The sequence below is a fragment of the Xanthomonas protegens genome, from assembly GCF_038442435.1.
Taxonomy (GTDB): domain Bacteria; phylum Pseudomonadota; class Gammaproteobacteria; order Xanthomonadales; family Xanthomonadaceae; genus Xanthomonas_A; species Xanthomonas_A sontii.
In genome coordinates this window covers 296029-309781 of record NZ_JAQJCQ010000001.1, presented here as the reverse complement: position 1 = coordinate 309781, position 13753 = coordinate 296029, and the positions used below count along the sequence as shown (strand labels likewise).

Here is a 13753-nt window from a genome sequence, read left to right as displayed (position 1 = left end):
GAAGGTGCGTCCGCGGCATCGAGCGTGAATCGATGTGCTGTAGGAGCGTCAGGACGTCTCTAATAACGCGTTATTGCCGCGGCTCGGCATGATGTCCTTTCTCGATTGTAGGAGCGGCTTCAGCCGCGACGGGCGTTCCCGGTAACGCCCGCCGCGGCTGAAGCCGCTCCTACCGGACGCGTTCCGGCGTGCTTCGGAGGTGCGCCAAGGCGCGTTGTCCATCCCAAAGCAAGCGGGGCATCGTCCTGTTGCTAGCGCCAGCCGCGCGCGCGCGCGCGCTGTTCGCCGTCGGCATCCAGCGCCTCGCCGGCGATCCGCGCATCCACCGCCTGCAGCACGGCGGGCGGCATCGGGCTGGCCGCCATGCGCATGCCGCCGCCGTCTTCGCGTTCGCCGGCGGGCACCAGCAGTTCCACCCGCCATGCGCCGTTGCGTTGGCAGGCCAGGCCGGCGCTTGCACTCGGCAAGGCGAAGGTGCGGCAGTAATGGCCGTCGCGATCGCGGAAGCTCAGGCCGATGCGCACGTTTCCCTGGGACTGGCCGGACAACTGCTGCGTCAGTGCCTGTGCCAGCGCGCCCTCGGCCACGCCCCCCTGGGCCGCCGCGACCGTCGGGCCGTGCGCATCGCCCGGCGGCAATTGCCGCTGCGCGATCCACAGCCCCAGCAACAGCGCCGCGGCCAAGGCCGCCGGCAGCGCCCAGCGGCGGCGCGCACGCGGCCGCAGCGGCGTCGGTCGGCTGGCTTGCGCCGTCACCGGGACGGGCGAGGACGGCAGCGCTGCGACATCGGCGTGCTGGCCGGGCGCGCCGGTCGCCCGTGCACGCGCGGCGGCGAGCAGGCGCGCGGGCACCGCTTCGTCCAGCACCGGGGCGAAGCCGGCGCGCAACCGCGCCTGCAGGCTGCGCAGCCGCTCCAGGGCCTGTGCCAGCTGCGGGTCGCTGCGCAACGCCGCTTCCACCTGGGCGGCCTGCGCCGCATCCAGTTCGCCGTCGGCATAGGCCTGCAGCGTGAGTGCGTCGATCGTGGTGTTCATGCGGTCGCCTCCAGTGACGCCTGCAGGGCTTCGCGCCCACGCGCGAGCCGGCTGGTGAGTGTGCCGAGCGGAATCTCCAGCACCGCCGCGGCATCCTTGTAGGACAGGCCTTCGATCAGCACCAGTGCGATCGCCAGGCGTTGTTCCTCGGGCAGGCCGGCCATCGCGGCCTGCACGGCCATCCAGTCCTGCTGCCGCTCCAGCGGCGTGTCGCCGACGTGTTCGCCCTCGGCCGCATCGACGAAGACCTGCCGCCGTCGCCGCTGCGCCCGCACCTCGTCGATCCAGGCGTGGCGGATGATGCCGTACAGCCAGTACTGCAGCGGCGTCTCCGGCCGCCATTGCCCGGCGCGGCGCAGCGCGCGCTCGATCGCGATCTGCAGCAGGTCGTCGGCGTCCTCGCGATGGCCGGCGACGGCACGCGCGAATCGCCGCAATTGCGGCAGCAGGGTACAGATGCCGTCGCCGACGGCGGCCGTGGGATCGGCGTGCATGTCGGTGATACGTTCGGCGGAGGGGTTTTCTTCCATGGGCGCGGCGCGGCGTTCACCGCGTGTCGGGATGGCAGGATTAGTGTGGCACGCCAACAGGGGCGGACAACGGAGCGGGGCATGGCGACGGGCAGGCGAGTGCGCTGGGTGGCCGTGGCATGGCTGGCGGTGGCGACACCGGCGTTGGCGCAGTTGGCGCTGCCGTCGGCCGGCGGGCTGGTGCAGGACGTCACCCAGGGCGTGCAGGGCGGCATGAATCGGGTGGGAGAGTCGCTGCAGGACGCGCGCGGCCAGGTCGAACGGCTGCGCCTGAAACGCCTGCAGGCGCTGCTGCGCAGCGATCCGCGCGGGCTGGAGCGCGACGAGGGCGGCGCCGTGGTGATGCGCGGGCAGGTGGTGGCACTGGAGCCGGACCCGGCTGCGCTGCAGGCGGCGCAGGCGGCCGGCTTCGCCGTGCTGGAGCAGCGCAGCTTCGGCGAATTCGGCCTGCGCCTGGTGGTGCTGCAGGTGCCGTCGGGCCTGTCCACGCGCCGCGCGCTGCAGCAGCTGCGCGAGCGCGATCCGCAGGGCGATTACGACTACAACCACGTCTACAGCGGATCGGCAGCGCCGCCGCCGGCACCTGCCAGCGCATCCGCCGCTCCGGCCGCCGCAGGGGCCGCGGCGGGCGGCTTCGTGGTCGGCCTGATCGACAGCGGCGTGGACGCGGCGCATCCGGCCCTGGCCGGCGTGCAGGTGCAATCCTGGGGCTGCGACGGGCAGGTGCGCGCGCAGCCGCATGGCACCGCCGTCGCCTCGCTGCTGGCCGGACGCGCGGTGGCGCACGGGCCGTTCGCGCGCACCCTGTATGCGGCCGACATCTATTGCGGACAGGCCGACGGCGGCACCGTGGTCGAGCTGGTCGGGGCTCTGGCATGGATGGCACAGCAGCAAGTGCCGGTGATCAACATCAGCCTGATCGGTGGGCCCAACCGCGCATTGCAGCTCGCCGTGCAGCGCATGCTCGCGCGCGGCCACGTGCTGGTCGCGGCGGTCGGCAACGACGGCCCGGCGGCACCGCCACTGTATCCCGCGTCCTATCCCGGGGTGATCGGCGTCACCGCGGTGGATGCGCGCGCGCGGGTGTTGCCGGAGGCCGGACGTGGGCCGCAGGTGGCCTTCGCCGCGGTCGGCGAACTGATCGCCGCAGCACCGCAGGGCCGCTGGCAGACGCAGCGCGGCACCTCCTTCGCCGCGCCGCTGGTGGCGCGGCTGGCGGCGCAGGCCCTGCCGCAGCCGGATCCGCAGGCGGCCGCGCAGGTACGCGCGCAGTTGCAGGCGCGGGCGCGCGATCTCGGTGCGCCCGGCACCGATCCGGTGTACGGCGCCGGCCTGCTCGGCGCGGACCTGCCGCTGCAGCGCGCGCCGGGCGGCTGAACGCATTCTGTCTGCGTCCCGCCTGCACGGGATGTTCTGCGTCGCTCGATTCGTAGGGAAACATGAGAGCCGCAGATGGCCTGCGGCGACACGAGGAGAACGCGATGAACGGCAAGACTCTGTTGGCGAGCGCGGTGCTGGTGGCGACGGTGGCGCTGACCCCGGGCGTGGCCGGCGCGCAGGTGCTGGGCGGTGCGGGCAGCGTGGGTGGTGCGGTCAACGGCACCCTGGGCGGCCTGGGCGGCGGCAGCCTCGGCGGTAACGGCATGGGCGCAGGCCGCCTGGACGCCGGAGTGCCGCTGGATCGCGCCCGCAGCGGCATCGAGCAGTCCTCGCAGCGTGCGCGGATGGCGGCGCAGCGGGCGGCGGCGCGTGGCGCGGCTACCGCTGACGGCGCGGTGCAGACCGCCGGCACTGCGGTGAACGAGGGCCGCACGCTGGCCGGCAATGCCGCCGCCAGCGGCAGTGCGGCGGCACGCAACGCGGCCGGCAGCGCAGTCGGTCAGGCCAACGGCGCGCTCGGCGCGGCGGCCAGCGCGGCCAATCCCGCCGCGGCGCTGTCGACGGCCGGCAATGCCGCCGGTGCAGTCAATGGCGTGACCGGTAACGGTGCTGCGTCGAGTGCGGCCGGTAACGGCAGCGGCAACGGCGCCGCCAGCGCTGGTGGCCTGCCCACGGTGCCGGCGCTGTCCGGCAACGGGAATGCCAGTGGCGCGGCCAGCGGCAGTGCCTCGCACAGCGCGGGCACGCACGGCGGGTCGGTGTCGGGCCAGGCGGGCGCGGGCGGCCAGGGCGGTGCGCAGGCCGGTAGCGGTCAGGCGCAGGGGCAGGCCGGCGGCGCGGCGTCGCTGGGCGTCAGCGTCGATGCCTCCGGCAACGGCCAGTAAGCCAGCTGCGGGCGAGGCGCGACGCACCACGCGTCGCCGCTGAAAACGCAGGCTGAAAAAACACGACGCCCGGCTGAGCCGGGCGTCGTGCGTGTTGCGTCCTGCGGTCGGTCGCGGGTGTGTTCCGCCGCGACGTCGCCGCGACGTGGCGGCACGGCCGCATGGGCCGTGCCGCGCTGCGCCTCAGCGTGCGCTCGGCGTCGACGCCGGCGTGGCGTTGAGGCCGCGCTTCTCCAGCAAGGGCTCGATCTGCGGCGCGTGCCCGGCGAAGTCCTGGAACAACTGCATCGCATCGACGCTGCCGCCGCGCGAGAGCAGGGTCTTGCGGAAGCGGTCGCCGTTGGCGCGGCTCAGCCCGCCATGCTGCTTGAACCACTGCTGGGTGTTGGCGTCCAGCACTTCGGCCCAGATGTAGGCGTAGTAGCCGGCCGCGTAGCCGCCCATGATGTGGCTGAAGTACGGCGTGCGGTAGCGCGGCGGCACCGGCGCATAGGCGATGCCGTCGGCGGCCAGCGCCTTGGCCTCGAAGTCCATCACGCCCGATGCCGGCGGCACCTGGCCGGCGCTCAGCTGGTGCCAGCGCTGGTCCAGCATCGCCGCGCCCAGGTACTCGGTGGTGGCGAAGCCCTGGTTGAACTTGGCGGTGGCCACCACCTTGTCCAGCAGCGCCTGCGGCATCGGCGCGCCGCTCTGGTAGTGCTTGGCGTAGTGCTTGAGGATGGCCGGATCGTCGGCCCACATCTCGTTGACCTGCGAGGGGAACTCGACGAAGTCGCGCGGCACGCTGGTGCCGGAGAAGTACGGGTACTTCACGTTCGAAAACATGCCGTGCAGCGCATGGCCGAACTCGTGGAAGGCGGTGGTGACCTCGTCCCAGGTCAGCAGGGTCGGTTGCCCGGCCGGCGGCTTGGGGATGTTGAGGTGGTTGGCGACCACCGGCTTGTCGCCGGTCAGCGCCGACTGCGACACGTAGGAACTCATCCAGGCGCCGCCGCGCTTGGATTCGCGCGCGTACATGTCGGCGATGAAGATCGCCAGCTGGCTGCCGTCGGCGTCGAACACGTCGTAGACCAGCACGTCGTCGCGGTAGGTGGGCAGGTCGGTGCGCTGCTTGAAGGTCAGCCCGTACTCCTGGTTGGCAGCGTAGAACACGCCGTTCTCCAGCACGTTCTTAAGTTCGAAGTAGGGCTTGAGCTGCGCCTCGTCGAAGTCGTACTTGGCCTGGCGCACCTTCTCGGTGTAGTAGGCCCAGTCCCAGGCTTCGAGCTTGAAGCTGGGCTTGCCGGCGGCCTTCTGCTCCTGGTCGATCATCGCCTGCAGGTCGGCGGCCTCGCGCTTGGCGTTGGCCACCGCGGCCGGGGCCAGCTTGCCGAGCATGGCGTTGACCGCTTCGGGGGTCTTGGCGGTCTGGGTTTCCAGCGAGTAGGTGGCGTGGTTCGGATAGCCGAGCAGCTTGGCGCGGTCGGCGCGCAGGGTCATGATCCGCGACACCAGCGCGGTGTTGTCGTAGGGGCCGCCGTGGCTGCCGCGCGACACCGAGGCTTCGTAGATCTTCTGCCGCAGGGCGCGGTCCTTGAGCTGCGCCAGCGGCGGCTGGCCGGTGGTGTTGAGCAGGGCGATCACGTACTTGCCGTCGAGCTTGCGCGCCTTGGCCGCTTCGGCGGCCGCGGCGATCTGCGCGTCGGACAGGCCGTCGAGCTGCTTGACGTCGTCCACCACCACCGCGGCGGCGTTCACTTCGGCCAGCACGTTCTGGCTGAACTTGGTGCCCAGTTCGGCCAGTTCGGCGTTCATCGCCTTGAGCTTGGCCTTGTCGGCGTCGTTGAGCTTGGCGCCGTCGCGGACGAAGTCGCTGTGGTACTTCTCGATCAGGCGCACGCCCTCGGCGTCCAGGCCGAGCTGGTTGCGGGTGTCGTACAGCGTCTGGATGCGCGCGAACAGCTTGGGATTGAGCGCGATCGCATCGCGGTGCGCGGCCAGCTTGGTCGAATAGTCGGCCTGCAGTTTCTTGCGGGTGTCGTTGGTGTCGGCACCGACCAGGTTGAAGAACACGGTGGTGGCGCGGTCCAGGACCTGTCCGCTCTTCTCCATCGCCACGATGGTGTTGTCGAAAGTGGGCTTGGCGGTCTGGTCGGCGATGGCCTGCACTTCCTTCAGCTGCTGCGCCATGCCGGCGTCGAACGCGGGCGCGAAATCGCTGTCCTTGATCTTGTCGAACTGCGGGTAGTGCAGCGGCAGCGGGCTTTCGGCGAAGAACGGGTTGGCCTGCGTGGCGGCGGTTGCAGCAGCGGTGGGCGTGGTGGCCGGAGCGGCGTAGGCGGGCATGGCGAGTCCGAGCGTGGCGGCGAGGGCAAGGGCGAGGCGAGAGGTCATCAAGCGGTATCCGCAATCATGGTGATCGGGCAGGCTACCCCAGGCCGGCAGGCGTGACCCGTGACGAAAGCCATGGGAGCGCTGCAGCATCGACGCTTGTTTCGCAAGGCTTTGCGGCATTTGGCGTGAACCTTGATGCAGTGCGCTCTCGCGCGTGGCGTCGCCGGTGCGGCCACGCATCGGTGGTGCGCTGGCGGTGTGTGTCGGCGCGTTCGCGCCGACCTCTGCGACGCGGCCTCGCGCATCGGCCCCGGTTCGCTGGCGAGGCGTGCGGCCACCGCGTAGCATCGCCTCGAACCAGCGCCGCTGCGGCGCGCCGCGCCACGAGGACCCATGGACAAGCCGACCACCGCCTACGCCTTCACCGCGACCACCTTGGACGGGCAGGAGCAATCGCTCGCCGAGTACGCCGGCAAGGTGCTGCTGATCGTCAACGTCGCCTCCAAGTGCGGCTTCACCCCGCAGTACGCCGGGCTGCAGGCGCTGTGGCAGCGCTATCGCGAGCGCGGGCTGGTGGTGCTGGGCTTTCCCTGCGACCAGTTCGGCCACCAGGAACCGGGCGATGCGGCGGAGATCCGCCAGTTCTGTTCGCTCAGCTACGACGTCGATTTCCCGATGTTCGCCAAGGTGCAGGTCAATGGCGACGGCGCGCATCCGCTGTGGCGCTGGCTCAAGCAGCAGAAATCCGGGCTGCTCGGCATCGCCGCGATCAAGTGGAATTTCAGCAAGTTCCTGGTCGGCCGCGACGGCCAGGTGCTGGCGCGCTATGCGCCGACCGACAAGCCGGAAGCGCTGGCCGACGAGATCGAGCGGGCGCTGGGGTGAGTAGGCAACCGGTTAGTCCAGGCTGCTCGGATACTGCTCTTGTGGGAGGGACTTCAGTCCCGACGCCTTCAAGTCAAACGCGTCGGGACTGAAGTCCCTCCCACACTATTTCGCCACTGTTCGCTTTGATCTGCCGCCGTGTCGCTTATGCCGGTAGGAGCGGCTTCAGCCGCGATGCTTTACCGGTAACGCCCGTCGCGGCTGAAGCCGCTCCTACGACGGGAGACGCGCAGCGCCGTCACTTCTCGACGAAGGCGCGCTCGAACACATAGTGCCCCGGCGAGCCGATGCGCGGCGAGGCGACGAAGCCGCGGGCGTCCAGGGTGTGGCGCAGGTCGGCCAGCATCTGCGGGCTGCCGCAGATCATCGCGCGGTCGTGTTCCGGGTTCAGCGGCGGCAGGCCGAGGGTGCGCTGCATTTCGCCGCTTTCTAGCAACTCGGTGAGGCGGCCGCGGTTGCGGAAGTCCTCGCGGGTCACCGCCGGGTAGTACAGCAGCTTCTCGCGGATCGTCTCGCCGAGGAACTCGTGCTGCGGCAGTTCCTTCTCGAAATAGTCGCGGTAGGCCAGGTCCTTCTCGAAGCGCACGCCGTGGGTGAGGATCACCTTGTCGAAGCGCTCGTAGGTTTCCGGATCCTTGATCACCGACAGCCACGGTGCCAGGCCGGTGCCGGTGCCCAGCAGGTACAGGTGGCGGCCCGGGTGCAGGTCGCTGATCAGCAGGGTGCCGGTGGGCTTCTTGCCGACCAGCACCAAATCGCCCGGCTTGATGTGCTGCAGGCGCGAGGTCAGCGGGCCGTCCGGCACCTTGATGCTGAAGAACTCCAGTTGCTCTTCCCAGTTGGCGCTGGCGATGGAGTAGGCGCGCAGCAGCGGCCGCGTTTCCGTCTCCAGGCCGATCATCACGAACTGGCCGTTGTCGAAGCGGAAGCCGTCGTTGCGGGTGGTGGTGAAGCTGAAGTAGTCCTCGGTCCAGTGGCGGACATCGAGCACCGTTTCGGGGCCAAAAGCGGAAGACATGCCGTTGATCGTGATGGGGAAGGAACGGCGGCCATTCTACCCCATGCCGATTCAAATGAGATCAACTCTCATTTGAGGGTCGAGCCGATCACGACGATGGCTCACTTCTCGAACGACACCTCGTAGGACAGGTACAACGGTGCCTGCGGTGGCGCCAGCAGCGCGCGCTGGCGCAGGAAACGCTCCAGGCACAGGGCCAGCGGGGTGGTGCCGTTGCGCCAGCTGGCGCCGACGCTGCCGTCGGCCTGCACCTGCACCACCACGGTGAATGGCGAGGTGTCCGGACGCGGCGTGGCGCAACTGGCCACGCCCTCGTCCAGCGCCGCGCGCTGCAGGGTCTGCAGGCGCTCCTGCATGGCCGCTGGCAGGCCGGCCTCGTCGCGGTCGGCCAGGGCCTTGGCCGCGGCGTAGTCGGAGGGCGCCGGCGTGTCCGCGGCGGGAGCGGCGAGCGCCGGGACGGCGAGGGCGGCGGCGAACAGGCAGGGCAGGGTGCGGAGCATGGCGGTGTCGGAAGGGGCGGACCGGCTAACGATACCCAGCGGCCTGCAGTTCGAACAGTTCCGCGTAGCGGCCGCCCTGCGCTATGAGTTCGTCGTGGGTGCCGCTGGCCTCGATCCGGCCGTCGGCCAGGACCAGGATGCGGTCGGCCATGCGCACGCTGGAGAAGCGGTGCGAGATCAGCACCGCGGTGCGGTTGTCGGACAGCTCCTTGAAGCGCTGGAACACCTCGAACTCGCTGCGTGCGTCCAGTGCGGCGGTCGGTTCGTCGAGGATCATCACCTGGGCGTCGCGCATGTAGGCGCGGGCGATGGCGATCTTCTGCCACTGCCCGCCGGACAGGTCCACGCCGGTCTTGAAGCGGCGCCCGATCACCTGCGCGTAGCCCTGCGGCAGGCTGTCGATCAACTCGGCGGCCATCGCCCGCTGCGCGGCGGCGCGGATCCGCGGCGCGTCGTCCAGCGCGTCGACCTGGCCGACGCCGATGTTCTCGCCCGCACTGAAGTGATAACGCACGAAATCCTGGAAGATCACCCCGAGGTTGGCGCGCAGGTCGTCCAGGTCGTAGTCGCGCAGGTCGCGGCCGTCGAGCAGGATGCGGCCTTCGTCCGGGTCGTACAGCCGCGCCAGCAGCTTGACCAAGGTGGTCTTGCCGGCGCCGTTCTCGCCGACCAGGGCCAGCACCTCGCCGGCGCGCAGCGCGAAGTCCAGGTGCCGCACCGCCCACTGCTCGGCGTCCGGGTAGCGGAAGCCGACGTTCTCGAACACGAAGCCCTGCACGATCGGCCGCGGTACCGGCACCGCGCCCGGGCGGGTGCGGATCTCCGGGACGATGCGGAAGAACGAGTACAGATCGTCCAGGTACAGCGCCTGTCCGGCCACCTGCGAGAAGCCGATCAGCAGGCCTTCCAGCAACTGCCGCAGGCGCAGGAAGCTGCCGGCCAGGAAGGTCAGGTCGCCGATGCTGAAGTCGCCGCGAACCGTACGCCAGGCGATGTAGCCATAGGCGCCGTAGTAGCCCAGCGTGCCCAGCGCCGCCAGCACCGTGCCCCACAGCATGCGCTTGCGCGCCAGCGCGCGGTTGGCCTGGAAATAGCGGTCGGCCAGGGCGCGGTAGCGCGCGATCAGGAAGTTGTGCAGGTTGAAGATCTTCACTTCCTTGGCTGTCTCGACGCTGGCGCCGAGCTGGCGCAGGTAGTCGAGCTGGCGGCGCTCGGCCGTCCACTGGAAGTTGAGCGAGTAGCCCAGCGCGTTGAAGTGCGCCTCGCCGATGAAGGCCGGCACCAGCGCCACCGCCAGCAGGGCGATGAGCCACGGCGCGTACACCAGCAGGCCGACCGCGAAGCTGACCACGGTGATCGCGTCCTGCACCTGGCCGAACAACTGGCTCATCAGGTTCATGCGGCCCATGGTCTGGCGCCGCGCGCGGTCGAGGCGGTCCTGTTGTTCCGGATCCTCGAAATCCTCCAGATCCAGCTGCGCGGCGTGCTCCATCAACTGCACGCTGGTGGTGTTGTTGAACAGCTCCGACAGCAGCGTGTCGGCATAGCTGACCAGCCGCCCAAGCAGGTCCGAGGCGATCGCCAGCGCCAGCTCCAGGCCCAGCAGTTCCAGCAGCCGGTTCAGGCGGCCGCTGGCCAGGGCCTGGCCCAGCGTGTCGAAGCCGGGCGATTGCCCGACCAGGTGGATGGCCTCGTCGATGATCAGCTTGCCGACGTACAGCGCGGCCACCGGCAGCAGCGCGCGGATCACGCGCAGGCCGATGCTGCTGAGGGTCAGCCAGCGGCTGGTCTGCCAGATCTGGCGCAGGAACGGCGGCAGGTTGCGCATCGCATCGAAGCGCTCGCGCAGGCTGGGGCCGGTGCGGGGCGCGGCGCGGGCGCCGCCATGGGAAGGGGAGGTGGATGCCATCGGCGCATTGTGCCGGGGCAGGGTGTGCGCGGGGAGTGTGGGCTGCATCGGGACGCAGGCTGCACCGGGGCTGACGCCGGTGGCGGGCGCGCGCTTGCTGAGGGCGAGGCATGGGTTAGCCTCGTCGATGTCCAGCCAAGGCCGTTGCCATGTCCGTCCCTGCCGTCTCTGTGTTCGCCCGCCTGCGTGCGCATCTGCCGTCGTGGCGCGAACTGCTCGGCTGCACGATTCTCGTCCTGCTTGCCGCTGCGCTGTTGCGGTGGGGCGACGCGACCATGCTGGTGCTGACGCTGTCGTATGGAGTCTTCGCGATCGGCTACAGCCTGTTCCGTTTGTTCGGCGGTCGTGGCGGCATCGACCTCGAGCAGTTGTGGCGCGAGGTGCTCAATGCGGTCCTCGGTCTGTGCTGATGGGGTTCGTAGCGGCGTGGGCAGCCCGGCGCGACGGCTGTGTCATGCGGCGTGTCGCACCCTCACCCCAACCTCTATCCCGGGGAGAGGGGCGAGCGCTTCCCTTCTCCCTGCGGGAGAAGGTGCCCCGAAGGGGCGGATGAGGGTACGGGCGAAGCCTCGAACTGCTTGCTACCGCCAGGCGTTCCATGGCGGCCGTACCCTCACCCCAACCCCTCTCCCGGTGGGAGAGGGGCTGATGGAGGCGTCTGGCTGGAGCTTCTTTCGGCTTATTCGTCCAGCCGCAGCGTCAGGCACTTGGCGGCGCCGCCGGCCTTGAGGAATTCGTCCAGCGGGGTCTGCACCACGCGGTAGCCGATCGCGGCCAGGGCGGCGCACAGCGCGGGCGAGGCGCGGTTGAGCAGCAGGGTGTCGTCCAGGTCCACCGCATTGCAGGCGAAGGCGAGGGCATCGGCCTCGCCGACGACGATGCGCCGCGAGGCCGGGACGTGCTGGGCGATCGCCTGCTGCGCGTCGGCGTCGAACGCGGCCGGGTAGTACAGCAGGTGGCCGTCGCGCAGCGGGCAGAAGCAGGTGTCCAGGTGATAGAAGCGTGCGTCGACCAGGCGCAGCGGCACCACCTCGATGTCCAGCAGGTCGGTCAGTTCGTGCGCGGCGGCCAGGTCGCTGCGGTGGCCGTGGCCCATCCACAGCCGGCGTGCGCCACGGTCCAGCAGTGCATCGCCGGCGCCTTCGAAATACACCTGCTCGGGCAGTTCGCAGATGCGCAGGCCGGCCTGGCGGCACCAGGCGGTGAACAAGGCTTCCTCGCCACGGCGTTCGGCGTGGCGGAAGCGGCTGGGCACGAAACGATCGCCGAGCACCAGGCCGGCGTTGGCGCTGAACACCATGTCCGGCAGGCCCGGCGCCGCAGCGATGCAGTCGACGCGGGCGCCTGCTGCCTCGGCGGCGGCCACCAGCGCGTTCCATTGCGCCTGCGCGCGCTCGCGGCTGGCGGCGTGGACGTTGCCTTCCATCCACGGGTTGATCACGTAGTCCACCGCGAAGTGCTGCGGCGCGCACATCAGCAGGCGGTGGCCATGCGCGGCGCCGGTGCGGGAGTGCGGCTCGGGGGAGGCGAGGGCCAGGTCGGTCTCGTCGGCCAGGCCGACAGCAAGGGCGTTCTCGATCATGCGCGCGCTCCACGTCTGCGATGCGCGCCACGCTAGCGGCGGCGTGTTGCGGGGACATGTCGGTCTTGGTGGCGGGAGTGGCGATTCGGGATTGGGGATTCGTGCAAGCAGAACCGCGCGCGCTGGGGGTCTGCCTGGCGTTGGTGTGTGGGGAGTGCGTCCAGCGGCGAGCACTCGGGATTCGGGAGGTGTCGCGCAATTGCCGACTACGCGATCCTGCCTCCGAATCCCGAATCCCGAATCCCCAATCCCGGCGCGCAGCGCCCTTACGGCAGCGCCGGCTGCAGCCCCACGCCCAGCCGGTTCCAGGCGTTGATCACGGCCACGGCCATGGTCAGCGCACTGATCCCGGCCGGGTCGAACTGCGTCGCCAGTGCGTCGTAGACGGCCTGCGGCGGTGCCCCGGCAGGCAGCGTGGTCAGCGCTTCGGCCCAGTCCAGCGCGGCGCGCTCGCGGGCGTCGAAGAAGCGGCTGTCGCGCCAGGCGGCGAGGGTGTCGAGCTTGCGTGGCTCGGTGCCGGCGCTGCGCAGGGCGCTGGCGTGCATGTCCATGCAGTAGGCGCAGCCGTTGAGCTGGGACACGCGCAGGAACACCAGTTCGGTGAGGGCGCTGCCGAGGGTGCCGTCGTGGACCTGCTGACTGGCGCCGAGCAAGGCGCGGAATGCGTCGGGTTCGTGGCGGGTGTAGTCGATGCGATGGAAGTGCATGGCGGTTCGTGCATGGCGGCCACCATGGCCGCCTTCCCCTCCAGGACGCGGCGGCGTGTGTCGGCGTGACAGCGTCGCAGCAGCTCAGTCGTCGCTGGCTGCAGATTTCGCCGTCGGCGCCGGCAACTTGTCCGGATTCATCAGGGTCAGCACTTCGGCGATGCGCTCGCCGTCGATCACCAGCAGCGTCGCCGACTGCAGCCTCGGCCCCAGGAAGCGCAGGATCGCCGGTTCGCCGTTGACCGTGCCGATCCGCGCCTGCAGGCCCAGGCCGCGCCGCGCCACGGCCCAGTACAGCCGGCCGATGCGCTCGGCGCCGTGCAAGGGGCGCAGGCTGGCGGTGACCTTGCCACCGCCGTCGGACAGCAACTGCGCATCGGCATGCAGCAAGGCGGCGATGGCGGCGCGGTCGCCGCGCTGCGAGGCGTGCAGGAAGCGCTCCAGCAACTGGCGGTGGCGCTCGGGCGTGACCGCGAAGCGCGCCTGGCCCTGGCCGAGCCGCTCGCGCGCCCGGTGCACCAGTTGCCGGCAGCCGGCCTCGCTGCGCTCCAGGGTGCGGCCGATCTGCGCGTAGTCGTAGTCGAACGCCTCCTTCAGCAGGAACGCCGCGCGCTCGTGCGGGTTCAGCCGCTCCAGCAATGCCAGGAACGCCACCGACACCTGCTCGGCGCGGTCGTGGCGCTCGGCCGGGTCGGCGTCGTCGGCGATCTCCAGCGGCTCGGGCAGCCACGGGCCGACGTAGTGGACACGGGTGTTGCGCGCCGCGCGCAGGCGGTCCAGGCCGAGCCGGGTGGTGGCGGTCACCAGCCAGGCTGCGGGGTCGCGGATCGCGCGGCGGTCGCTGGCCTGCCAGCGCAGCCAGGCGTCCTGCACGGTGTCCTCGGCGTCGGCGCGGCTGCCGAGCAGGCGGTAGGCCAGGCCGAACAGCCGGGCGCGGTGGGATTCGAAGGTCGGATCGTGGGTCATGACGACCAGGACGGAACAGGGCGTGCCGGCGTGACAGCGGGCGGG

At 70.6% G+C, this 13753-nt stretch carries 13 protein-coding genes; 4 read left to right on the top strand and 9 right to left on the bottom strand.

All coding sequences use genetic code 11. From position 1 onward, the window contains the following. Positions 1 to 251: 251 nt before the first annotated feature. Entirely contained in the window at positions 252 to 1034 is a 783-nt protein-coding gene (locus PIQ37_RS01340) for an anti-sigma factor (RefSeq protein ID WP_342072067.1), read from the bottom strand. Further along, complete coding sequence (locus tag PIQ37_RS01335) at positions 1031 to 1564, bottom strand: RNA polymerase sigma factor (protein WP_017907990.1); 534 nt, start codon at positions 1562 to 1564, stop codon at positions 1031 to 1033. The genes PIQ37_RS01340 and PIQ37_RS01335 overlap by 4 nt, the downstream gene beginning before the upstream one ends. A gap of 81 nt (positions 1565 to 1645) precedes the next feature. On the opposite strand from PIQ37_RS01335, the gene PIQ37_RS01330 reads away from it, so the two are divergent. Further along, positions 1646 to 2941: a S8 family serine peptidase gene (locus PIQ37_RS01330; RefSeq protein WP_342072066.1), complete on the top strand. Its 1296-nt coding sequence runs from the start codon at positions 1646 to 1648 to the stop codon at positions 2939 to 2941. Positions 2942 to 3045: 104 nt separating this feature from the next. Then, on the top strand, positions 3046 to 3828 hold the full coding sequence (locus PIQ37_RS01325) for a hypothetical protein (RefSeq protein ID WP_342072065.1): 783 nt from the start codon (positions 3046 to 3048) through the stop codon (positions 3826 to 3828). 183 nt (positions 3829 to 4011) lie between these two features. Here PIQ37_RS01325 and PIQ37_RS01320 read toward each other — a convergent pair whose 3' ends face one another. Beyond that, positions 4012 to 6201: a M3 family metallopeptidase gene (locus tag PIQ37_RS01320; RefSeq protein WP_342072064.1), complete on the bottom strand. Its 2190-nt coding sequence runs from the start codon at positions 6199 to 6201 to the stop codon at positions 4012 to 4014. Between the two features lie 333 nt (positions 6202 to 6534). On the opposite strand from PIQ37_RS01320, the gene PIQ37_RS01315 reads away from it, so the two are divergent. Then, positions 6535 to 7026, top strand: a complete 492-nt coding sequence (locus tag PIQ37_RS01315) for a glutathione peroxidase (RefSeq protein WP_342072063.1) — start codon at positions 6535 to 6537, stop codon at positions 7024 to 7026. A 238-nt stretch (positions 7027 to 7264) separates the two neighbouring features. Here PIQ37_RS01315 and PIQ37_RS01310 read toward each other — a convergent pair whose 3' ends face one another. The 3 genes from PIQ37_RS01310 to PIQ37_RS01300 all read right to left on the bottom strand — a co-directional run bounded on the left by PIQ37_RS01310 (position 7265) and on the right by PIQ37_RS01300 (position 10453). Further along, a complete protein-coding gene (locus PIQ37_RS01310; RefSeq protein ID WP_342072062.1) occupies positions 7265 to 8044 on the bottom strand; it encodes a ferredoxin--NADP reductase in 780 nt (259 codons plus the stop codon). A gap of 101 nt (positions 8045 to 8145) precedes the next feature. Then, entirely contained in the window at positions 8146 to 8544 is a 399-nt protein-coding gene (locus PIQ37_RS01305; RefSeq protein WP_342072061.1) for a hypothetical protein, read from the bottom strand. A gap of 25 nt (positions 8545 to 8569) precedes the next feature. Next, positions 8570 to 10453 (bottom strand): ABC transporter ATP-binding protein, encoded by a 1884-nt coding sequence (locus PIQ37_RS01300; protein WP_342072060.1) that lies wholly within the window; start codon positions 10451 to 10453, stop codon positions 8570 to 8572. A 149-nt stretch (positions 10454 to 10602) separates the two neighbouring features. On the opposite strand from PIQ37_RS01300, the gene PIQ37_RS01295 reads away from it, so the two are divergent. Then, positions 10603 to 10863: a hypothetical protein gene (locus tag PIQ37_RS01295; RefSeq protein ID WP_342072059.1), complete on the top strand. Its 261-nt coding sequence runs from the start codon at positions 10603 to 10605 to the stop codon at positions 10861 to 10863. Positions 10864 to 11132: 269 nt separating this feature from the next. On the opposite strand, the gene PIQ37_RS01290 is transcribed toward PIQ37_RS01295, so the two are convergent. The 3 genes from PIQ37_RS01290 to PIQ37_RS01280 form a co-directional block, all read right to left on the bottom strand. Next, the gene (locus tag PIQ37_RS01290) at positions 11133 to 12035 is read right to left on the bottom strand and encodes a dimethylarginine dimethylaminohydrolase family protein (RefSeq protein ID WP_342072058.1); all 903 of its coding nucleotides are present in this window, start codon (positions 12033 to 12035) and stop codon (positions 11133 to 11135) included. Positions 12036 to 12301: 266 nt separating this feature from the next. Beyond that, on the bottom strand, positions 12302 to 12742 hold the full coding sequence (locus PIQ37_RS01285; RefSeq protein ID WP_342072057.1) for a carboxymuconolactone decarboxylase family protein: 441 nt from the start codon (positions 12740 to 12742) through the stop codon (positions 12302 to 12304). Between the two features lie 84 nt (positions 12743 to 12826). Next, positions 12827 to 13708: an RNA polymerase sigma-70 factor gene (locus PIQ37_RS01280; protein ID WP_342072056.1), complete on the bottom strand. Its 882-nt coding sequence runs from the start codon at positions 13706 to 13708 to the stop codon at positions 12827 to 12829. Positions 13709 to 13753 lie beyond the last annotated feature (45 nt).